Origin of the sequence: Paenibacillus sp. UMB7766-LJ446, assembly GCF_030226665.1 — a bacterium.
Taxonomy (GTDB): domain Bacteria; phylum Bacillota; class Bacilli; order Paenibacillales; family Paenibacillaceae; genus Paenibacillus; species Paenibacillus vandeheii.
Genome location: NZ_JASOYM010000017.1, coordinates 70,805 through 92,901, shown reverse-complemented (window position 1 = coordinate 92,901; position 22,097 = coordinate 70,805). Strand labels below are relative to the sequence as shown.

Sequence of the window (22,097 nt, the reverse complement as noted above, 5' to 3'; positions counted from 1 at the left end):
CGTAGTCAGAAAAATCATTAATACGCTCTGTTCGTCTCGTTGTTATCTTCATTTGATTTTTAAAGGAGGGGCAATCATGTATCCGACATCCCAGAGCGAAGCCCCGCTGCAAACGAAAGTGTCAGATCTGCCTTCTTCGTTATCACCGAGGCTGATCCGGTTCAAACATATTGTCGTGGCGTTGCTGCTCTCCGTTGTATTTTTTCTGCTATTTTGTTTCATTGCACTACACGGTTATATTGCTTGGGTATTATCCAATCCAACGGTAGCGCCTGTCTTCTCCAATCCCATGCAGGCCAAGAACATGAAGTATCAAGACATCACGTTTCCAGCAGCAGACGGCAGTCGAACGATGCAGGGTTGGTATATTCCGGCTGACGATAATGCAAACAAAACCATCATATTCAGCCATGGATATGGTGCGAATCGTGAAGAAACGTGGGTACCGATGTATGACCTGGCCCATTATGCTCACCAACTAGGCTTCAATGTGGTGATGTTCGATTACGGTTTCGCTTCCCAGGTGAACAAAGCTGTCGCCACAGGTGGCAAAGCCGAATCCCAGCAGCTGCTTGGCGCAATCCAGTTTGCGAAGCAGCGCGGAGCTCAGGAGCTTGTTGTATGGGGCTTCTCCATGGGTGCAGGTACAGCCCTCCAGACTGGGCTGATTACCAAAGATGTGGATGCGATGATTCTGGACAGCACGTTCCTGCTTGAGCCAGATACACTGTACCATAACATCCATAATCAGATTGATCTGCCGCGTCAGCCTACACTGCAGATTATGAATCTGCTGTTCCCGATTCTGAACGGGACCGGATTGCAGCAGATTCCGTATCAGGAAGTGAAAAAGGAAGATTATCCGTTCCCTATTTTCTTCATCCATGGTACCGAGGATGAGAAAGCTCCTTACCCGATTGCGGAGCTGCTCGCTGCCAACCAGACCAATCCGTATTCCGATGAATGGATTGTGGATGGTGCGCATCATGAGCTGATCTTCCGGGAGCATCCGAAGGAATACCTGCGTCGTGTCTCTACATTCCTGAGTCATGTAACGAAGACGAGCAGCGATGATGTGGAAAATACCAATGCCGGAGAATCGTGAAGATCCGGTAATTAAAGAGCCCATATACGGGGCTCTTTTTTTTGTACACATAGGACAACATGACTGGAGAATATACTTTTGGGACGTAATTAAAGACAGCTCTAGCTTGTGTATTACAAAATTGAGGGAACCGGGGAGCCAATTTTATTTCCGCTGCTGGATCTAGATTTGAATTCATTTGAAACGGAGGTTTACCACTTATGAATTGGTATGGATATGGACATCTGCTGCCTCTGCGGGTACTTGAAGAAGTTCGTTTCTGGAAAGAGCAAGAAAAGGAACATACGATTGTTATCCGTGCATTGATTCCTGATCTTGAACCCTCATATGTCCAATGGCTTGCGGAATGGGAAGCCATCTTTGAGAACAGCGAGAGTGTCGCGAATCAGCTGTTGAAGCAAATACTGCCGGGAACCCAGCCTCCTGCCCCCTACATCATCCGCTGTATTGAACAGCTCGTGGCTGAAGCCTGCTCACAATCGCGAGAGTTCATTAGACAGCTATATGTCCTCCTGGAGCAAAGCACTGTAGTTCAGTCTGTCCCACTTGCCAAATTGGTTATTCTGCATTTTATTCGCGAATCCGAGTATTTCCTGGGGGTACTTGAAACGCTGAAACAACATGGAGCTATGCGAGATTCGGTGTCTGATTCAACTTTTTCACTGGAACATATTCTTCAAACCTCGGGGCAACCGGCTGATTCCAACGTACACATTGCCTCAACGTCCGTATCTGGACAGTCCAATCGTGAAGCTGTAGAAAATCCGTCTTCGGCTGTGGGAAAAGTCAACACCCCTCATCCATCCGTACAGGCGCAGGCTTCCGCTGCTGTTCAGTCTCCCAATGCAAACGAAGAGGGCACACCCAACGCTAACACAGCGGTGGTCAAGGAGAAACCTGTGCCGATTGGCGGACACACACTGCCTCCCCTACCTTATGCCTACAATGCGCTGGAGCCGCATATTGACGAGATGACCATGCGCATACATCATGACAAGCACCATCAATCCTACGTCGATGGACTGAACACCGCAGAGAAAAAGCTGGCAGAATCGCGTAAAAAGAACAATTTCGAACTCATCAAACATTGGGAACGTGAACTCGCGTTTAATGGTGCAGGCCATTACCTGCATACGATCTTCTGGACGATCATGAATCCCAAAGGTGGAGGTAAGCCTTCCGGCATGCTCGCAGAACAGATCAAGCGGGATTTCGGCAGTTATGAGGCGTTCAAAAATCAATTCACCGAGGCTGCCAACAAGGTGGAGGGCAGCGGCTGGGCCATGCTGGTCTGGAGCCCACGGGCGCATAGATTGGAAATTTTGCAGGCGGAGAAACACCAGAATTTATCTCAGTCCGACATCGTGCCTCTCCTGCCGCTCGATGTATGGGAACACGCCTACTATCTGAAACACCAGAATGAACGCAAAAAATATATCGAGGACTGGTGGAAGGTTGTGTACTGGCCAGCTGTGGCGGAACGTTACGAAACTGCGCGCAAGCTGTTATGGCCGCCTTATTAGGATTCTCGGGCTAAGCATAGTATCGGGGAGTGCTCTGGAGCGCATTGAATCCATGGTGCAATATGTTGATGTAAAAAAAGAGATATCTCCAGCCGAATGACTGAAAGATATCTCTTTGAGTTTGAATACAACTATTTACTTGCGGATAGAAGCTGCCTCAATCGCTTCATAAGCCCAATGTGTGGCAGGTACATCCGACCACTGTCTTGCTGCATTCGTTTCAGCTTGAAGACCAATCAGTTTATTCAGCATTGTCACAGCTTCAGCGCGGGTTATCGGCTGACTTGGACGGAACGTGCCATCCTTGTATCCGGTAACTACTCCCGCCGAACTTAATTGTTCTACTGCTTGTTGCCCCCAATGTTCGTTCACATCGGTAAATGCTGTCGGCGCAGTAGTCATCTGATCAGATGTTAATAACGGTAATAACGGCTGTAACACGACAGCCATTTCCGCGCGGGTTATCGCTTGATCCGGCTTAAAGCTGCCATCTGTATAGCCTTGAACAGAACCGGATTGGGCTGCCGCTAATATAGCCGCCTGTGCCCAGTGGCTGGATGTAACATCTGTAAATTCATGACTTCCCTCAAGAGTAGATGTTCCCAGAATACGCGTGATTAATGTTGCCATTTCCGCACGAGTTACATTACGCTCTGGTCGGAAACTGCCATCCGTGTACCCCTGAATATAAGGCTTTGCTTTCAATGTGTTGTCTGTCCAGTCTTTGACCTTAACAATGGAGAATGTACTGAATTTGTTTACTTCAATCTCGACACCTTGCTGATTATCAACGTTTAGGGTAACCCGTTTGCCGTGTACAAGCTCCTTCGTTCCATCACTATGCTCAATATATACACCTAGCTCCTCAGATTTTACACCTGCAACCTGATTAGCATCTAAAGGCAATATAAGCGTAACAGGTCTGCTCTGTAGATTCGTTTCGATCGTCATTGGACGTCCAATGATCTGGATATCCGTTGTGCCTACGAATTGGATGATCGACTCATTCGCCTGTGCTCTCGTTTGGATCTCTGAACGTTGGGATTCCTTCTTCACCGGTACAAGACGGAAATAAATATCATCTGTTCGTCCGTTCAAGGAACTCGCCGGAATGGTAATCTTCACATTAGGATTGGAAATAACCAGATCCACTCCTTGCTCAGCCAGCATTGCTGACGATTGTGGAGAGAGGTTCAGATCCCACTGTGATACTTCATCTTTTGCGTCTGGAATCAAGACAACCGCTGTACGGGAGCCTGTCTGTTTCAACTGGTCGATAATGATTTGCGTTTTGCTCTGATCAAGAAAAAGTTCATCCTTAACCGTACCATCTGTTCCTCGAGTACGATTAATCTCCAAGGAAGCGATCGTTGAAGCTTGATCCCCATTCGCTACATCCACTTTGATTACTTCTTTCTGTGGAGCTTGTGGAGTTGTTGGCGTTACAGGAGTAGGAGTAATAACTGCCCCACCTCCCCCATTACCTGGCGTTTCTGGATTGGATGGAGTTATGTTAATCTTCACTGGATTAGAAATTCCATATTCGGATACGCCATCTTCATATACAGCTCTAACAGCGAAAATATATTTTTCGCCTTCTCTAAGATCATTAATTTCCCAACTACTATTCAAAATATTAGAAGTAACAAGTACCCATTGTGAAGGGTCTACTGGTGCTGATGAGCCTTCGTACATATAGACCGAAGCTAATCCGTTCATGATTGGATCCCAAGTTAACGTAACCTTTTTCTCACCTTTTGTTGCCACTACATGCTGTGGTACAGGAAAGTTCGGGTCTGGGTCTGGATCTGGATTAGATCCACCACCATTATTATTCTCCTCTTGCGGGATCACAACGTTAGATGCAACATAATCTGAATTTTCTTCATCGGAAGTATACGATCTAACTGCAAATATATAGGACTGCCCATTTGTCAGATCACTGATATGTCCATCACTGTAACTGTCCGTCACATCCGTCCACAGATCGGGATCCTCAGGCGCTACTGTTCCTTGGTACATATACACGCGATAATCTAATTCTGGCTCTGTAGTCCATTCAATGGCAACCTGACCATCACCAGGTGTAGCCACTACGTTTTGTGGAAGAGGAGTTGAGTTTGCAAGTGTTGAATATCCCCGATCTCCCATGTTCTTGAGCTGACCATTCTTATCTTCTACCGCCAGGAACACTCGGTACCAAGTGTTCTCGTCCAATCCTGTGAACAAGAACGATTTTTCTTCATTAGCTTCTAGATCAACATAAGATAGATTATATAATGCATGTAATTTAGTATCTTCTTCCGACTGTCCTACAATTTCCTCATCATATAATTGATTGTCATAATAAAATCTACCAGCTTCATTAAGCTTCACCGTAACTTTAGATGTGGACTGAGTAACTGTTCCGTACATAGGATATGGATACAGATAACCTATTGTAGGATCGGGCAGTGGTGGAGTCGGTGCATTCATAAGCTTGGATGAACGCAAGATCGGATACCCATCGTTGATCCTGTTACGAGTTGTCCAAACTCCATCGAAATCCCATCCACTGAAATTAGATTGTTGTTTCATCTGCTCAGTAGTAAGACCCGTTGCATAATTAGAACCATTCTGCTGGTTCGTACTACTCTTGGCTAAATCATAGTAGTTATTAGTAAAGATAACTTGATTCTCTGAATCATTCAGATTACCAATGACTGACCCTATCGTCTGATCATCAATGGGTGATGATGAATTATCAGACATAACGTTTACAGATGCCGCCACATAATTATTAAGTACATTTATTTGAGAGGTGTCACTCGAGCCACGTACTTTATTCACTTCACCAAACAAGCCGCCAATACCTTCAGCAGAAAAGTCATTATTCCCTGAAGCATCAGATCTAACAGAACCGACCACATAATTGTCTGCAATGGTATGGCTTAATTCAAAATTAAGTTGACCAACTAATCCCCCTATTAGGTAGTCACCTGTCACCTGTCCTGAAACATAGCTTTGACGGATGAAATTATCATTCGACTCCCCAATAAGTCCTCCTATAGAATCATAACCACTCACTGTGCCTTCTGCAGCATTTCCAACGATTGTGCCTTTATTGCTTTCACCCAAAAGCCCACCGAAGGATTCGCCATACTCATCTAAGCCACTTACCGTGACACTAGTGCTATTATTCAGGTACTCACTTTCGTCCGAGTATCCTGAGATGCCCCCTACTCTTATATTCCCTCGTATATTTCCGCTGATATGCACGCCTTCAATGCGTGACTCTCTAATTTCTCCTGCAAGCCCACCTACCATCGCATCACCTGTAAAGGATACATTATTTAATATAAGATTTTTAACCTCAGCACTTTGTAATCCGTAGAACAGCCCCACATCGTTCTGATTCTCATCTGTCGTTTTCAAACCGGAGATTGAATAACCATTCCCATCGAAACTGCCTGTAAAAGGCATAAGCTCATCTTCTATCATGTCAGTAATTGGAGTCCAAGATCCTCCGTTCAAAAACGTGCTCATGGCTGCTTCAGAAATATCATTCTTCAGCTTGTAATTACCGTTTAAGTCTTCTCTTACGCAATAGAGCTCTTCAGGCGTACTAATGAGCTTCCATTCAACATCATCAGAATCCGTTTCCGTCATTTCATAGCAACTCTTGGCCTGAACGACGCCTTGTTGAAACACAACTGGCAGCATACCGAAGACCATAAGGAACGATAATATCACGACCCCTATTCTTCTCAGGAGCCTGGCGCGCTTCTGGTGATCCTTTTTTCGCATGTTCGAATCTTCCCTTCTCTTTCTGTTGTAGGAAGATTATAACTATCAGCTCTGAACGGATTCTGAACAATTATCGGCATTTTTCGTGAAAATATGCCTTTTCTCGCATTTTCGCAAAACCACTTTCAAATGAACATGTTTCTTCCCGTACAATTGTTGTTCAGCGGGGCACGCTTAAATCGAATAATCCAAATACAGAACAAAAAAGCAAGCCTCTATACTAGAGACTTGCTTATCATTTGAGGCCCACTATGCAGAGCGTATACCTTAAGAGGCGCAACCCTCACAGGCAACATAATTGTCGCCAACCTGTTTGCTAATCGCGATCAGATCGCCCAGCTTGATATCTTCCTCACCTGTAAATTCAAGATCAGCGATACGTGCAATGATCAGAGCAGCTGCTTCTTCTTTGCTTGTTGCCATTTGGCTGAACTCAGACTTTTCGCCTGTGGAAATAACCTCATATAAATACGTATATCTTAATGTTTCCATGTAGACACTCTCCTTCCGAAATCACATCATATCATCTCTATTACCCAATTCCAAGTCCAAGCTTCTGAACCTAATCGTAACGCAGTTTCATCTGCTCAGCCGTCCGTCTAACGGTTTCCCGATCCACGCTCAACACGCGGCTCGTCTCCGCCAAGGGAAAACGCTGACGCAGTGTGCGTACCAGCGAGGCTGTATACGCCGCAGAAGAAGGAACACCTGCCAGTTCCTGCAAACTCGCCATCGTTCCGGGCCGAACATCCGGGTACCCTTCGCTGGCACCGTCTGCTGCGTCCTGATAGAACTGACGCACATCTGCTGCCAGTTGATCACCTTGTCCCTCCACGATGATAAAGGCAGTAATAATATAAGCCTTGGCCTGTCTGCGCTGGGCAATACCGCAGAATTTCAGTCCACCCACACTGACATCATAATCGCCAGGACAGAAAGCACCCTCGATCTCCCCTGTACGTGCCTGACTCGACCATGGTGTTAGCGATTCAGCGATCAATGAGGCCATCTCCCGGAAATCGTCGTGAATATTGATGGCACGTCCCGGGTTAGGCAAAATTAAAGACACGTTAACGACCCCTGGATTCAGGGGGACTGCTGCACCACCGGATGGACGAACACAGACCGCTGTGCCTTGGCTTCTCATGCGTTCCATGGCTTCTACGGCCTGTGGCAATCTCCTGTCTCGCAGTCCCGCTACAAAAGCATCTGGATGCCGCCAAATGTGGGCAACAGGCAACTGACCTTCTCCCACTCGGCGGCACATGACTTCTTCCCAGGCAAATGCTTCTAGTACACTGCTCCCGGGCCGCAGGAGCGGTGTCTCCCAAATTTGCAGGCGCAATGATTGATCCAGTTGCAAATGCTGCTCTGCTCCCCGCGATCCGGGTTGATCTGAATTGGACGGTATACTCATATAAGATAGCCTCCGACTAAACTAATCTGGATGAACTGAAATAATTGGGTGATCCTTATGTATCTCCTTGTGTGAATGCAAAAGTAATATATAAATAAGCCGGTTCCCCAGGGAACACGGCTTATTTATGAAAGCTTCCATTGGCACAAGCATCTATTCTGCCATTTCAGTTCCAGCAAAATTGCCGAATGGAAACGACATAATTACGCCAAAGATTCAAATGCTTCTGGCTTGTCCAACGTGTGGAATGAGCCAATCTTAATCTTTCACCAGTGACAGGAACTCTGCACGCTGTGCCGGATTGTCACGGAAAGAACCTCGCACAGCAGACGTTACCGTCTTGCTGCCCGGCTTCTTCACGCCGCGGGAACACATGCACAAGTGCTCGCCTTCCACGACGACCATGACACCGTTCGGTTCTACCGCCTCAGTCAGAATATCGGCGATCTGTGAGGTAATGCGCTCCTGAACCTGCAGGCGGCGGGTAACCGCCTCCACCAAACGGGCCATTTTGCTCAGTCCCACAATCTTGCCGCTCGGTACATATCCAATGTGCACCTTGCCGAAGAAAGGCGCCATATGGTGTTCACATTGGCTGTAATAGACAATGTCCTTCACAATGACCAGTTCTTCGTGATTCTCGTCAAACGTAACCCCAAGTACATCACGCGGGTCCACTTCATACCCGCCAAAAATCTCTTCATACATCCGGGTTACGCGTGCAGGCGTTTCCAGCAGCCCTTCACGCGTACTATCCTCACCGATCAATTTCAGGATCTGCTCAACGTGATACTCGATCTTCTCCCGATTGTCGGATACTTTTGAATTCAAATAATCTTTAACGCCAGCCACTGCCGAACGCCTCCTTTCGAACCACATGCTGTAAGCAACTATTCACTTGAGCATTATGCATAATTCGATTCTTATGCAAAATGCTCACTCACAGCTATTATTTTCGGCGGCCCGAGTTTTTACGCGCAGGATGTTGCCCCGGCTGAGGCATCTTCGCGCCAGGCTGCTGGTTCTTCATCATCTGCTGGGCGCGCTGCATTTGCTTGCCATTCAGGTTGTAACCCATTTGCTTCGCCATCTTCTGGAGCATGTCAGGATCACTTTGCATTTTCTCAAGCTGCTTCCGCAAGTAGTATACCCCAATGAAAAATCCTCCGACCAGACCAACAATCAATGTAATAATCGGTATTGCTATTGCCATCTCTTAGACACCTCTGTATGCAATCTAAAAAGCCTGATGATTCGTGTCAGCACATGATGTTGAACGCTCACGATGTAAACATGACACGTACCGGATTTCCTGAAAGTTATCATAGCATTTCCGCACGCCTTGAGCAAACGGATTTTCCAGCTAACTGCTGAATTTAACATCCAGGAAACAGATCGAAAATATTCAGTAAATCTCTCAGCAACATCCGTTTAAGTTACATCAGGACCGCCTCTATGAAAACGGTTGTATGCTGAGCCAAGTCCACTTCAATCACATCCAGATCATAACGTGTACTGCCTCGTGCAACCCGGATGACTGGCCTGCCGGGCAATCCCCGGTGCTGACGTACAATGACTCCGGTCTCCCTGGTAGACAATCGAACTGCTGTTCCATTCGGATAAACGGACACACTCCGGTTGAATTCGATCAGAATATCACGATCCAGCTTCGTGCCAGACATCGCCATCATTTCTTCGCAGGCCTCATGTGGCAGCATACTTCGACCCGAAAGGCCATTGATCAGATTATCATACGTGTTAGCTGCACTCACGATTCTGGCGAACAGATGAATGTCCTTTCCCTTGATACCTCTCGGCAGTCCTGTACCATCTACATGCTCATGATGCTGCAATGCCGTATGTGCCACAAGTAGATTGAACTCCCGTTTGGACTTGATCAACTCGAACCCTCTCCACGTGTGATGCAGAGAAGAATTCGCTGCTGAACCGCTGCCGGGTGCCCCCTCCACTTTGCCGATGTCATGCAATAGGGCTCCGACAGCCAGATCCTTGAGCTGCGCATAGTTAAGCCCCAGATTCAGACCAATGACAGAAGACAGCAAACATACATTCATGGCGTGAACATACTGTGCGTTATCTTTGGTCCGAATATCTGTGAGCTGGACAAGCAATTCACGCCCGTTCAGAACATCGTTCAACAATTTATCTATGCTGATGGCGACCTTCTTCGGGCTCCAGTCCTTCCCGGAACGAATAGATTCAAGCGTGACACTCATTTCATTAATTACTGCCTTTTTCGTGGCTTCATCCAGAATGTCTTCTGTATCCACATCTTTATACGCTTCATCCTGGATGTACAGCATGGTCACGCCAATACGCTTCAGCGTATTAACCATAAATACGGTAAGCTGGACTCCGGCAGACAGCAATACCGTGCCGTTGCCGGAATATATGGTTTTACCCAGAAACTCCCCCGCCTCCACGCTCTCCACGTTAACATACTTCATGAACGTCCCCCGCTCTTACGATTGCTGCTCCAATGTGAGCAATTGCTCTTTGGTTTGCAGACCGCCTACATAACCCACCAGGGTTCCGTCTTTACCGCTGATGCGGTGACAGGGAATCATAATCGGAATCGGATTTTTGCTAATCGCGTCCAGAACTGCTCGAACAGCTTTGGGCCTGCCGATGATTTCCGCAACCTGTTGGTGTGTTGAGGCCTCTCCATAAGATATATCGGACAGGACTTGCCATACTTGTAGCTGGAATGGTGTTCCAAACAAATCGAGCTTCAGTTCAAACGCTTTTCGTTCTCCTGCAAAATACTGCTTCAACTGCTGTACAGCTTCACTCAGCTTCTCTTCATTTTTCTCATATCGATATTCCCCAATCCAGGTACGGGCCCACTGTTGCAGATGCGCCTCGCGCACATGGAAAGCACCAAAATCAATGTGACACAGCCCCTTGTCCGTAGCACAGAGCGTAAGTGTTCCGATCGGTGTCAGCACCTCATCGTAATATACGGGTGTACCATGCAGACCTGTTACGGCTGACGGTTTCCATGCTGCAGCTTCCGGTTTGGCAGGCTCCTTAGCCTGCCCGTTCTCCTGTTCGGGTGCCTCTTCCGTTACCTGATTTGGCTGCTGCCCATCCAATTGGTTAAGCTGATTATTCTGTTCCTTCTGATCCTCAGGCTTATTGTTGCTCGATTGTTCTGCCTGAGGCTTATCGGGTAAGGTCGCGGACGAACTCAGTCGTTCCTTGGCCTTCTGCAGCATGCTTAGCACGTTCCCATCTTGTTCGTTAGCGGCAGCTTCCCCAATAGCTCTCATTGCGTCTTCTCCTCCAATTCTGCTCAGCGCCCAGGCTGCAGTTCCCCGCAGCTCGGGACGCGGATCACGCTTCAGTACCTCCGTTAGTTTTGGTACAGCGGTTTTGTCTTTGAAATTGCCCAGGGCAATCACGGCGTTGCGCTGGATTGGCTTTTTGCCCCGCCAAGCGGCGGAGCTTTGGCCAAAGCGCTCTTTGAATTCACGGTTACCGATGTCGAGCAGCGGTATCAGCAAAGGTTTTACAATCTCCGGATCGGGATGAAACTCGGGATGGTGGTCCCAATTTTTACCCCGATTCTTCGGACAGACAATCTGACAGGTATCACAACCGTACAGGCGATTGCCAATTTTTAGCATAAATTCTTCATCCACGAAGCCCTTCGTCTGGGTCACAAACGAAATACAGCGCTGTGCATTCAGCTGTCCCGGCCCCACCAATGCTCCTGTTGGACAGGCATCAATACACTTCGTACATTCACCACAATCCTCGGTCACCGGGTTATCTGGCTGAAACGGGATATTGGTTACCAGCTCCCCGAGAAAGATCCATGAACCGAATTTCGGCGATATAATGGCACAGTTCTTGGCACTGAATCCAATCCCCGCACGCTGGGAAACAGCTCGGTCCACCAATGCCCCGGTGTCTACCATACTTTCGATCATGGCTTCAGGTACGCGCTCACGTATAAAATGAACCAGCTTGTCCATCGCAGCCCGCAGAACTTGGTGATAATCCTGCCCCCAGGCAGAACGGGCCAGAATACCACGGTAGGCGCCCGGCTCCGACTTCGGCGGATTGATCATCTTCGAAGGATAAGCCACGGCTATCGCAATGAGCGAAGCAGGCTCGCCGTCCTTCAACTCGGGACGCACCCTTTTCTCAATGTCAGGCTCCTCAAATCCGGATTCAAACCCTTTAGCCCGATGCTGCTCCAGAATAGACTTCAATGTCACGAAAGGCTCTGCCGAGGCAAACCCAATATCATCAATGCCCATCTCGGGAGCGGCTGCTTTAATCTCTTGTTTTAACTTCTCCCATACAGCTGCCGCATTTGCTGCTCCGGTCTGTGCACTCGTCATATCTATTCCCTCTCTTCTTCCAGCGCTAATTCCGTAAATAGTGAACGCCCGCCTCAGGTGGGAGGACAGGCGCTGATTTCGATATACAAGTCGGACATACCGGAGCTAAAAAGAAACCGAGTCTATATCGTTTAACGCAAAATGCAGCGCGAAGTTGTTGTCCATGTCCTGCTAACATTTTACAGTTTTTTAATTTCCGAGAACGGCCAAAAAATAAACTCCGCCCTGCCTACAATTTCACTGGATGTAATGCTTCCAAACACACGACTATCCTTGCTCTTGCCTTCATGACGATTATCTCCCATCACAAAGTAATGATCCGCTTCCAGCGTAATCGGTCCAAAATCAGGGTCCTGAACCTCCGTATCCGTGTACGTTTCCGCTTGCTGCTCCCCATTTACGAACAGATGGTGATCCCGCACTTCAACCGTATCTCCGGGAAGTCCGACAATCCGTTTGACCAGAAAATCTTTTTTCTCTACACCTTCACTTGGATCACGAAGCACAATGACATCCAATCGGGACGGTGTCCCAAAATCATATACAATCTTATTCACAAACAGACGGTCTCGCTCCACCAGCGTGGGCTGCATCGATTGACCTTTGACCATTGAGAGATTAAATACAAACAGGTTCAGCAGCATCATGATCACAAAAGCTATCACAATGGTTTTCACCCAGTCCCAAAGCTCTGCACCCCAGGATTTTCCCGGTTGATCAGGCACTCCTGGCCCGTTTCGTTCCTTGGAAGCCACATGCTCCGTTGAAAGGTTATTGGAGTTCAAAGAGACACCTCGTTTATCAATTTTGTTAGAAAAACGTCTATCGATGTACTTTCAAGGGAGAAAGAACCATATATATTAATTGAACTAAAGAATATTTACAATTGACACTCCGATGACAGAACAACCTTCCGATCGCTGTTATCCCCAGATTTTTTTAATCCCTTATATAAAGGGGAAAATCCGGGGATAAAGGCGAACGCTCCGCTTCTTCAAGTTATTTCTGTCCTCTCCGTTATCGTGTAAATGTTTAGTACAATTTATATAGTGAATGTTTTTCTTAAAATATCAGGAAGCTCGCGCTCCGTGTTTATATGTTCTGATATTACCAAAATCGAGTGATCATAATCCTTTTAATTCTACTTCATTTGCAAGGGTGAAACAATTGGTTATGAGCACCAGCACCCCTAAAAAGGTAAATAACAACGCGAATCAAGCAGTTAAACTGGGCATTAAGTTAAATGTAATGGCGTTCAGAAGTGGCGAAAAAAGGGGAATAATCGGTGAATAACACCCATATAAATAGAAAGGCATATCCCTCACGTTGTTACACGCTGAAAGATACGCCTAATATGAAATGAAAATCTGTTATATTTCTTTATTAACCATACAAACTAAGCTTTGGACAAGATACTGAGTTTCTGGAAAGCGCTCATAATCTGATTGGCACCGTAACCCATTGCTTCATATAGAGGCATGGCTACTTTGTTGTGCTCATCACCCGCCACCCAAATTTGACTGACTTTACGCTGCTGGAACCGTTGTTCCATGGCCTCGACAAGTTTTTTGCCGACTCCGCGGCGACGATAGTCTGGATGGACCGCAATACGATAGATGCATCCCTGGTTGTGGTCAATCGTACCGATCAAAGCGCCGACGAGGTCTCCCTCTTCTTCCGCAACCATGATCAGGTCAGAATCCCATGACAATTGACGGGCAAACGGGCCCATCGTGTTCTCATAACACTCTTCCGATAGTGCAACCTGGAGAAGCTCTGTCATCTGGCTTGCATCACTCAACTGAAAGGAACGAACGTGCATGTCTTAAATCTCCCTTTTCGTTAGCTTAGATGAGGTTTTACAAAAAGGGGTTCCCCTTTTTACCAAAAACCCAATGTTCATATAATGACAAAAAACGAGAAAATACCGCTTCTTCGTCAATTAAACCATACTTTACGCCATAAAACACGCATTTTCTTTTGAAAGCGCTTAATTGTAACCGTTTACATACGAATATTAAACTTTTCCTCTATTCTAACCTCCAAAATCACATAAATAGTTTCATAATGGGTAAAATATGTTTGTTATCTCTAAGCCATGAATCGATTAACGTCTGGGGGGACTTAATAAACAAAAATGTTGCTTAATTAGCCCGGATGCGGTTTAATATTAGTGACAAGGGTATTATTACATATGTACCTGGGCAATTTGCATAAATCCTCTGAGCGACTTTCATTCAGCAAGATATAGATCGAAGTGATATTATTTCGTCTAAAACTTGTCCCGGGAGCGATTCGAATTGAATTATGCAAAATGCTGACCTTAACAAAAATTCAAAAATCTCAGGAGGTATTTCACTATGACTTTTCAATTACCAGCACTTCCTTACGCTAACGACGCACTGGAACCACATATTGATGCGCAAACGATGGAAATCCACCACGATCGCCATCACAATACTTACGTAACGAACTTGAACGCAGCTCTGGAAAGCGCTCCTGAACTGCAAGGAAAAAGCTTGGAAGATCTGATTGCTAACCTTGACAGCGTACCTGAAGGTATCCGCACAGCGGTTCGCAACAATGGTGGCGGACACGCTAACCACAGCCTCTTCTGGGAAATCATCGGACCTAATGGCGGCGGCGCTCCTACTGGCGACATCGCAGCAGCAATCGATAGCGAACTGGGTGGCTTTGACAAATTCAAAGAAGATTTTGCAAAAGCAGCTACAACTCGTTTCGGTTCCGGCTGGGCCTGGCTCGTAGTTGGCAAAGATGGCAAATTGTCCATCACTAGCACACCTAACCAAGACAGCCCTCTCTTCGAAGGTCTGACTCCGGTTCTGGGTCTGGATGTATGGGAGCACGCTTACTACCTGAAATATCAAAACAAACGTCCTGACTACATCGGTGCTTTCTGGAATGTAATCAACTGGGATGAAGTAAACAAACGTTACGCTGCAGCGAAATAAGACTGCTGGCATAATAGAAGAGCCTGACTCGGTCAACGCGACCGGATCAGGCTCTTTTTTGTGTGCTTTTAGGTAAATAAATGCAAATATACACAGACAAATACTAATGCATAAACACAGGCCTATATAGATAGCATACTTGCATGCATATATACTTGCCTTTATAGCCCCTTACCTTCTTCCACTATCCCTCTATATCCCTTGAAACGACGTTTACACCACTTGGCAATCTAAACAATCTAACGAACCGAGGAAGCGCTATTAGCTTCGAATTCCACAGACTGGAGATGTAACGAACTATAGAGACGCTATTTCACCAGACAGCGCACTATTTCACTGTTTTTAACCGTTTTTCACTTGACGTCGCTCAGGTTCGTCAACTCTTCACATCTTATCGTTATCTGCGTTATAGGATCTTTAGGATTCGTTAGCGCTGTGGGTTCGGTGAACAACTCTTCCTATTAAACTTCTATTTAAGTTCATGGGAGAGACAGCTTCTTTCAGGCGCAGGCACGGCACAAGCACGAGTTCTGCTTCTTCAGACTGGTTCTGCACTCTTTCATTAAGATGCATATATCAGATTTAATTCAGTTCTTCATTCTGTTGCTCGTATGCCCCGGCAAAATAACTGCTGATCAGCTTCAGGAAGATGTTCGGGAATGCCATCTTGTCCATATCTTCCGGACCAATCCAGCGGTAGGTCAGGTCATCGCCTTTGCCAGTCAGCGTAAGCTGAGCCTCATCTGCCGCTGGAGATTCATCCAACAGGTTCGCATCTTCCGATGGGTTGGAGAGCAGAGAAGTAATCGAACGGAACTGCTCCGAGTGAGTTGTTGCCAACTCAGACGCAGCAGACGCTGAGGATGAGTGATCGCTCGCAGCCGCCTGTGCTTCGTAGGCGGCTCTGGCTTCCGCAGCGATCAGCGGAAGCTCGTTACTCTGGTCCTGCTCTGTGCATTTGTACACCTGCAGGCTCCAGACAATATGGCTGAACACATGCTCCGCATGGGTAGCCAGCCCCTCTGGGCGGGCAGCGAAGCCTTCCGCCCACAGACTGCCGGCCAGCAAAGCCATGGCCGGCTCATCGGCCAGCGGCCCCGCCGCCTTGCCGGCTGCGGCGGGCGCCGCCAGCACATGCGGCAGCTCCCACATGCGGGCCAATAGGCCCGTCGCTGGGCGCTGCCGCACAAGCACACGGCCGCGATGAGCACCGCGGCCCTCCACAATGGCGACCAGCCGCTGCTCAGGGCGCGGCGGCTTCGCCTTGGTCTTGACCGGCAGCGTGAGCTCCCGTCCGGCGATGCGGCCGGAACATTGCTCCATGACCGGGCAAGTCAGGCAGTGCGGCGCTTTGGGCGTGCACACCAGCGCGCCAAGTTCCATCAGCGCCTGATTGAAATCACGCGCACGCCCTTCCGGAATGAGCTCTCCCGCGAGCTCTTCCATCAACACCCGGGTGCTGCCCTTCATAATGTCCTCATCAATGAGGAAGTATCGGGACAGGACCCGCATCACATTGCCATCCACCGCTGGCTGCGGCTGGTTGAAGGCAATGCTGAGAATGGCCCCGGCTGTATACGGGCCCACCCCTTTTAACGCAAAGACTGCCTGCTTGTCCTGCGGCATCTCCCCGCCGTGCAGCTCCATAACTTGTCTGGCGGCTGCCTGAAGATTACGGGCACGCGAATAATATCCGAGTCCTTCCCAATTTTTCAAAACATCTTCTTCCGATGCCTCAGCCAAAGCCTGTACGGTCGGAAAATTCCCGATAAAACGGTTGAAATACGGGATCACCGTATCCACCCGAGTCTGTTGCAGCATAATTTCCGATACCCACGTAAAATAGGGGTTGTTGTGGCGACGCCACGGCAAATCCCGTCTGTTGACCATATACCAATCCAGCAAATTCACACTGAAATGTCGTTTCTGTTCCAATAAACCCATATTCCCGTCCTCTCCTGTTACCGTGCTTACATGCTTATGTTCTTCACACATTCCATCATGGTTACTGTTCAGATCCAGACAACGTCTTCTCCATCTGTTCCACAATAGCAAAGGCCGCAGCCAGCTCCGTCTGGTGTGTAATGCTCAAATGAATGTCATACTGTTGGCCGTATGGCAGTTGCAGTCGTTCCCATGCCTCAGCAGACAGCGTGGCAACGGGACGTCCTTTCTCATCAGGCAGTACTTCAATGTCGGTAAAACTCATCACGCTTCCAATGCCGCAGCCAAACGCCTTGGACACTGCTTCCTTTGCGGCGAAGCGGCCGGATACAAACTCGACCCTCCGTTTTCCCCGATGATCCGCAATCTCCCGCTCGGCATGTGTTAAAATTCGCTTCATAAACGCTTCCGCGTGGCGACCGGACATCAGCTTGCGCATGCGTCCAATCTCCAGCACATCGTTTCCAATGCCATATATCATCAACGCTTCACCCGCTTAATCATTTATGCTGTAAACGATTTCCATTCGATCATATGATCCGTAACTTATCCGAACACGTATTCTATTGTAGCAGGAGGGGCGTACGGATGCGAGTACCTTCGTCCACATTACCATTTATGTTAAAATATGAATCGGGAATAGTATGAAAATTGAGGAGGAATAAGATATGTCCACAGCATTTGAACTGCCTGCTGGCGGGGATGCCGTCATTCGCGGAAATATATTCACTGCACGGCAACCCGCTCAAGGAATCATGATCCTGGCTCACGGTTACAAAGGCTTCAAAGACTGGGGCATGTTCCCCTACGCTGCATCCCAGCTAAGCGAGAATCATCACGTCCTGACCTTCAATTTCTCTCACAACGGCGTTGGAGAAGATTTGGAGCAATTTTCTGAACTTGAAAAGTTTGCAGTCAATACGTACAGCCGGGAGCTTTCCGACCTGGCAGCGCTGCTTGACTATGTGTCCACACAGCCAGAGCTTAACGAACTGCCGGTATTTCTGATTGGACATAGCCGCGGTGCAGGCGTAAGCCTCGTGTACGCGCTGGATCATCCCGAGCAGATTGCGGGCGTTCTATCCTGGAACGGCGTAACTAACCTGGATCTTTTTACACCGGAGCAAAAAGAGGAAATGCGTACCTTTGGCCGCAGCCATGTCACGAACGGTAGAACAGGCCAGCAGATGCCACTGGATGTATCCATTCTGGAGGATTTGGACAAGCATAAGGACCGCTATGCCATCATTGATCGATTGTCTGCCTCACCTCTACGTGTAGCACTTATTCAAGGAACAGAGGATGGCCAACGGCTGCGTGACGGCTCGGCCGCACTGGTTCAGGCTCGTCCGGATGTCCCGTGGCACCAGATCCCTGGAGGAAATCACACGTTTAATACGGTACATCCATTCAAAGAATTGACTCCGCAGCTTGAGCAGGCGATCACCGAAACCCTTCGCCAGATCGAGGCCTGGAGTAAGTAGTTCCTGCATAACAAAAAGAGTCGCTGCCTTATGCAGTGACTCTTTGCTGTTTAGATGCTTGCATTGTCCATATCATGGCATACTTGCCATCCATATTAGATGCCAGGAATGGCATTCCGTTTGTGATGTGTACGCTTGTAAAATGCTTCAAGACGCTCCTGTGCAGCCGGATCGATCTGTTTGCCCTCCAGATAGTCACTGTTCGCTTCATACGAAATGCCCAGTTCATCTTCATCGGTCTGGCCTTCCCAGAGTCCTGCTGATGGAGCCTTGTCCAAAATGGCCTGTGGCACGTTCAAATACGCAGCCAGCTGACGCACCTGACGTTTGTTCAGGGTGCTCAGTGGTGTAATATCCACTGCGCCATCGCCCCATTTGGTGTAGAAACCCGTGATGGCTTCAGAAGCATGGTCTGTTCCGACAACCAACAGATTTTCCTCAAAGGAGAGAGCATATTGCATCACCATACGGGTTCTCGCTTTCACGTTCCCTTTGCCTTGGTGAGTCATGTGACGCGGACTCCCCATGGATTTGAAACCTTGCTCCACTTCGAGTGCAATCTCGTTAACTGCATCTTCGATGTTTGTTTCCACAACATGCTTCAGGTCATAGGCTTTTGCCACAGCATAGCTATGGGCAATGTCCGATTGCTCACCGTAAGGCTGGAATACACCCAGTGTTTTGTATTCCTTGTTCTCCTCTGCTGTAAGCTCGTCCGTTGCTTTTTTGCAAAGCGCCGTAGCTACAGCGCTGTCAATACCGCCACTGATCGCGATGAGCAATCCTTTGGAACCGGCATTTTTCACATACGTTTTGAGAAAGTCAACGCGCTTACGCACTTCCTCTTCTTCATTAATGCTTGGTTTAACCTTCAATTCAGCGATGATCTGTTGTTGCAAACTCATCGTTCACACACCCCGTTTCTAAATTAATGAAATTTGATGTCCATTTTGAAAGGTCCGAATGGTTCAATAACCTTATTCGCTCAAAATGAAACGCCCCGGCATCGGTCATCCGAAAGGCGGGGCGTTTGCTTGAGCTAATTAACGGCAGTAACGGTCAAACACACTTGTGAGCTCAGCCGCGATTTCCTCTGCAGAACGGTCTTCCACTTGATGACGCTCAATAAAATGAACGAGTTCTCCGTCTTTCATCAAAGCGATGGAAGGTGAAGATGGAGGATACGGTGCAAAGTATTCACGTGCTTTTGCTGTAGCTTCCTTATCCTGACCGGCAAATACCGTGTACAGGTGGTCTGGTGTAATATCATGCTGAAGTGCTTGGGATACACCTGGACGGCATTGACCTGCGGCACATCCGCAGACCGAGTTAATAACTACCAGAGCAGTTCCTTTGGCATCCGGCAAACTTGCTTCAACCTCTTCTGGCGTACGCAGCTCCTGAATTCCCAAACGAGTCAAATCATCCCGCATCGGTTGAACCATATCTTTCATGTATTGATCAAATGACATAGACATTTCGGTTTCACTCCTTAAACATGTAGGTTCTATTATTTAAAAAATTAAATGCTTTTGTGCTATTCCTATTATACATCGCTAATCAATGAAAGCAAGGTTCAAAGACCGCCTGCGGAAAGGCTTCTTCTACAATATTATGTCTCAATCCTTGGCAAAACATGCTTGAAGTTCAGCGTTGGAATGCAACCTTGAACGTTGTACCCTGACCTTCCTCCGATTCGACGGTAATGGTTCCGTTATGTCGTTCAACAATGCTTAGACACATGGATAATCCCAGTCCGGTTCCTTTGGCTTTGGTCGTAAAAAAAGGTTCGAACAGCTTCTCCTTTTTCACTCTGGGTATACCCGGGCCTGTATCTCGTACACACAGCTCCACCGTGTCATCCACCAACCGGGTCTCCAGCGTAAGCACTCCTTTTTCATTCATGGCTTCCATCCCGTTGCGAGCCAGATTAAGTACCACTTGTTTGATTTCCTTTGAATTCAGATGCAGCTTGGGTACATCGTGAGCCAGCATAAATTCAATACTCTGACCTCGCAAATTTGCATCCGCCCATAACAAAGGACTTAGTTCATGAATGATATCATGCAGCTGGGATTCTTCTTTCTCGGCAATTCTATTCTGCGCCAATGATAGAAAATCATTAATAATGCTGTTTGCCCGATCAAGCTCTTCCAGCACGATCCGGTAATAGTGATCCAGGGATTCCGGGCTCTTTTCCTGCATTAATTGAAGAAAACCACGCACAACCGCCATTGGATTTCTTACCTCATGGGTAATACTTGCGGCCATTTGTCCGACAAGACTGAGTCGATCCACATTATCGAGCTCGCTTCGCAGCATTTCAAGTTCAGTAATGTCCTGAATGATCAACATGGCTCCTATAGCCTCTCTTGGTTCTGGGGATAATGCGTAAATAGGAACCGTCCGGGACTGGAACACGTTTGAGCCATAACGCACTGTCAGCCCACTCACTTCTCCATGAACAATGGCTTTGCGAATACTGTTCTCCATCTTGTCTGCCTGAGCTTGTTCGACAAACTGGCTAGCAGGTTGCCCAATCAAATCAGGTGTTGTTGTGCAGGGCAGTTGATCCCGCGCCGTTTGCTCCATGGTATCATTCACGAACTGCACGGTCCCCTCCCTGTCTACGGTAGCTATGGATAAAGGAACGGCATTCAGAATTTGGTTAAGCTTTTCCGTTTCGGCTATGTATCGATGATGAACTTCGGACAAATGCTGCTCCAGCCCCCTGTGATGCTGCATCTGTTCAATCCAGAGCATACTAAGACTTCCGGCGAGGATTGCACCGATCGTGTATCCCAGAGCTGGCAATAGCCAATGCACTATTGAGAATGTTGTTTCAATGGATAGGATATATAGCAGACTGTCCACAACCAGCTCTGCCGTTATCAAGGCGATAACTGTTCCCATTTTGCGTGAACGTGTATAATGCTTGAATCGTTTGGCTGACAACCATACAATAGGATAGAGAAGAATGCCCGTTTGAAATAGAAATCCGTACAGATTATAGGGATGCGCAAAGAGAAAATAGAAGAGTATCTGGAGAAGAGACAGCGTTAGGCCTACGCGGGGCCTGCAATACAATATGACGAGCGTCAGGGGCACAATGCCCAAGGAGATGGGAACGGATACTGGGCTTCCATAGAGAGCAAAAAGCAGACACAGTAACATGCTCACCACACTGGTCGCGGCAAAACTGGTCAGTATCATCCTGTGATATCCTGCCTTGGCGACCGTTTGCCTGGAGAGCCCCAAGTGCAATAATGGAATCAGGAATACCGCAGCTCCTGCAAGCAGTATTTGTAAAAGAATGTCCTTCAACGCAACCACAATGCCATCTCCCTCCTCTGCCTGCACATTCCCTTATGTATTTCTGATTAAAACATAGGCGACAGTATATTACAATATATCCCTTAAGACTGCATAATAGAACTGCTAATACATTTGTATTGTTTCATAAACAGGCAGGAGTAGACAGCGTTTTCGGAAA

Annotated in this window: 18 protein-coding genes; 4 read left to right on the top strand and 14 right to left on the bottom strand. The window is 47.6% G+C overall.

Features of this window, described 5'->3' with window-relative positions:
- Positions 1–76: 76 nt before the first annotated feature.
- Entirely contained in the window at positions 77–1,105 is a 1,029-nt protein-coding gene (locus QP794_RS29750; protein ID WP_079348878.1) for an alpha/beta hydrolase, read from the top strand.
- A 200-nt stretch (positions 1,106–1,305) separates the two neighbouring features.
- Complete coding sequence (locus tag QP794_RS29745) at positions 1,306–2,628, top strand: Fe-Mn family superoxide dismutase (protein WP_285080329.1); 1,323 nt, start codon at positions 1,306–1,308, stop codon at positions 2,626–2,628.
- A 135-nt stretch (positions 2,629–2,763) separates the two neighbouring features.
- Here QP794_RS29745 and QP794_RS29740 read toward each other — a convergent pair whose 3' ends face one another.
- The 9 genes from QP794_RS29740 to QP794_RS29700 form a co-directional block, all read right to left on the bottom strand.
- Positions 2,764–6,414, bottom strand: coding sequence for an S-layer homology domain-containing protein (locus QP794_RS29740; protein ID WP_285080327.1), 3,651 nt, complete (start codon positions 6,412–6,414; stop codon positions 2,764–2,766).
- Between the two features lie 267 nt (positions 6,415–6,681).
- Positions 6,682–6,906 carry a hypothetical protein gene (locus tag QP794_RS29735; protein ID WP_024633003.1) on the bottom strand — a complete coding sequence of 75 codons (225 nt, stop codon included), beginning with the start codon at positions 6,904–6,906 and terminating at the stop codon, positions 6,682–6,684.
- A gap of 70 nt (positions 6,907–6,976) precedes the next feature.
- Positions 6,977–7,831, bottom strand: coding sequence for a lipoate--protein ligase family protein (locus QP794_RS29730; RefSeq protein WP_285080325.1), 855 nt, complete (start codon positions 7,829–7,831; stop codon positions 6,977–6,979).
- Between the two features lie 258 nt (positions 7,832–8,089).
- Positions 8,090–8,683, bottom strand: coding sequence for a GTP cyclohydrolase I FolE (gene folE, locus QP794_RS29725; RefSeq protein ID WP_024633001.1), 594 nt, complete (start codon positions 8,681–8,683; stop codon positions 8,090–8,092).
- Between the two features lie 97 nt (positions 8,684–8,780).
- Positions 8,781–9,044, bottom strand: a complete 264-nt coding sequence (locus QP794_RS29720) for a YneF family protein (protein ID WP_024633000.1) — start codon at positions 9,042–9,044, stop codon at positions 8,781–8,783.
- Between the two features lie 223 nt (positions 9,045–9,267).
- Positions 9,268–10,299, bottom strand: coding sequence for an HD-GYP domain-containing protein (locus QP794_RS29715; RefSeq protein ID WP_285080323.1), 1,032 nt, complete (start codon positions 10,297–10,299; stop codon positions 9,268–9,270).
- A gap of 15 nt (positions 10,300–10,314) precedes the next feature.
- Positions 10,315–12,204: a tRNA epoxyqueuosine(34) reductase QueG gene (gene queG, locus QP794_RS29710; RefSeq protein WP_285080322.1), complete on the bottom strand. Its 1,890-nt coding sequence runs from the start codon at positions 12,202–12,204 to the stop codon at positions 10,315–10,317.
- Between the two features lie 179 nt (positions 12,205–12,383).
- A complete protein-coding gene (lepB, locus tag QP794_RS29705; protein ID WP_285080320.1) occupies positions 12,384–12,989 on the bottom strand; it encodes a signal peptidase I in 606 nt (201 codons plus the stop codon).
- Positions 12,990–13,600: 611 nt separating this feature from the next.
- Positions 13,601–14,026, bottom strand: coding sequence for a GNAT family N-acetyltransferase (locus QP794_RS29700; RefSeq protein ID WP_024632996.1), 426 nt, complete (start codon positions 14,024–14,026; stop codon positions 13,601–13,603).
- A gap of 538 nt (positions 14,027–14,564) precedes the next feature.
- Between QP794_RS29700 and QP794_RS29695 the strand changes: the two genes are divergently transcribed.
- Positions 14,565–15,176 carry a superoxide dismutase gene (locus tag QP794_RS29695; RefSeq protein ID WP_024632995.1) on the top strand — a complete coding sequence of 204 codons (612 nt, stop codon included), beginning with the start codon at positions 14,565–14,567 and terminating at the stop codon, positions 15,174–15,176.
- Between the two features lie 582 nt (positions 15,177–15,758).
- Here the strand turns inward: QP794_RS29695 and mutY are convergent.
- Together mutY and acpS are read right to left on the bottom strand one after the other, a co-directional pair.
- Complete coding sequence (mutY, locus tag QP794_RS29690; RefSeq protein ID WP_285080318.1) at positions 15,759–17,120, bottom strand: A/G-specific adenine glycosylase; 1,362 nt, start codon at positions 17,118–17,120, stop codon at positions 15,759–15,761.
- Between the two features lie 61 nt (positions 17,121–17,181).
- Positions 17,182–17,601: a holo-ACP synthase gene (gene acpS, locus QP794_RS29685; protein ID WP_285080317.1), complete on the bottom strand. Its 420-nt coding sequence runs from the start codon at positions 17,599–17,601 to the stop codon at positions 17,182–17,184.
- Between the two features lie 187 nt (positions 17,602–17,788).
- Here acpS and QP794_RS29680 point away from each other — a divergent pair, with 187 nt between their 5' ends.
- Positions 17,789–18,604, top strand: a complete 816-nt coding sequence (locus QP794_RS29680; protein WP_285080316.1) for an alpha/beta hydrolase family protein — start codon at positions 17,789–17,791, stop codon at positions 18,602–18,604.
- A gap of 95 nt (positions 18,605–18,699) precedes the next feature.
- Here the strand turns inward: QP794_RS29680 and nadE are convergent, their stop codons facing one another.
- The 3 genes from nadE to QP794_RS29665 all read right to left on the bottom strand — a co-directional run bounded on the left by nadE (position 18,700) and on the right by QP794_RS29665 (position 21,937).
- The gene (gene nadE, locus QP794_RS29675) at positions 18,700–19,509 is read right to left on the bottom strand and encodes an ammonia-dependent NAD(+) synthetase (protein WP_285080314.1); all 810 of its coding nucleotides are present in this window, start codon (positions 19,507–19,509) and stop codon (positions 18,700–18,702) included.
- Positions 19,510–19,647: 138 nt separating this feature from the next.
- The gene (locus QP794_RS29670; RefSeq protein WP_053779648.1) at positions 19,648–20,082 is read right to left on the bottom strand and encodes a BrxA/BrxB family bacilliredoxin; all 435 of its coding nucleotides are present in this window, start codon (positions 20,080–20,082) and stop codon (positions 19,648–19,650) included.
- A 169-nt stretch (positions 20,083–20,251) separates the two neighbouring features.
- Complete coding sequence (locus tag QP794_RS29665; RefSeq protein WP_285080311.1) at positions 20,252–21,937, bottom strand: two-component system sensor histidine kinase NtrB; 1,686 nt, start codon at positions 21,935–21,937, stop codon at positions 20,252–20,254.
- Between the last annotated feature and the right edge of the window lie 160 nt (positions 21,938–22,097).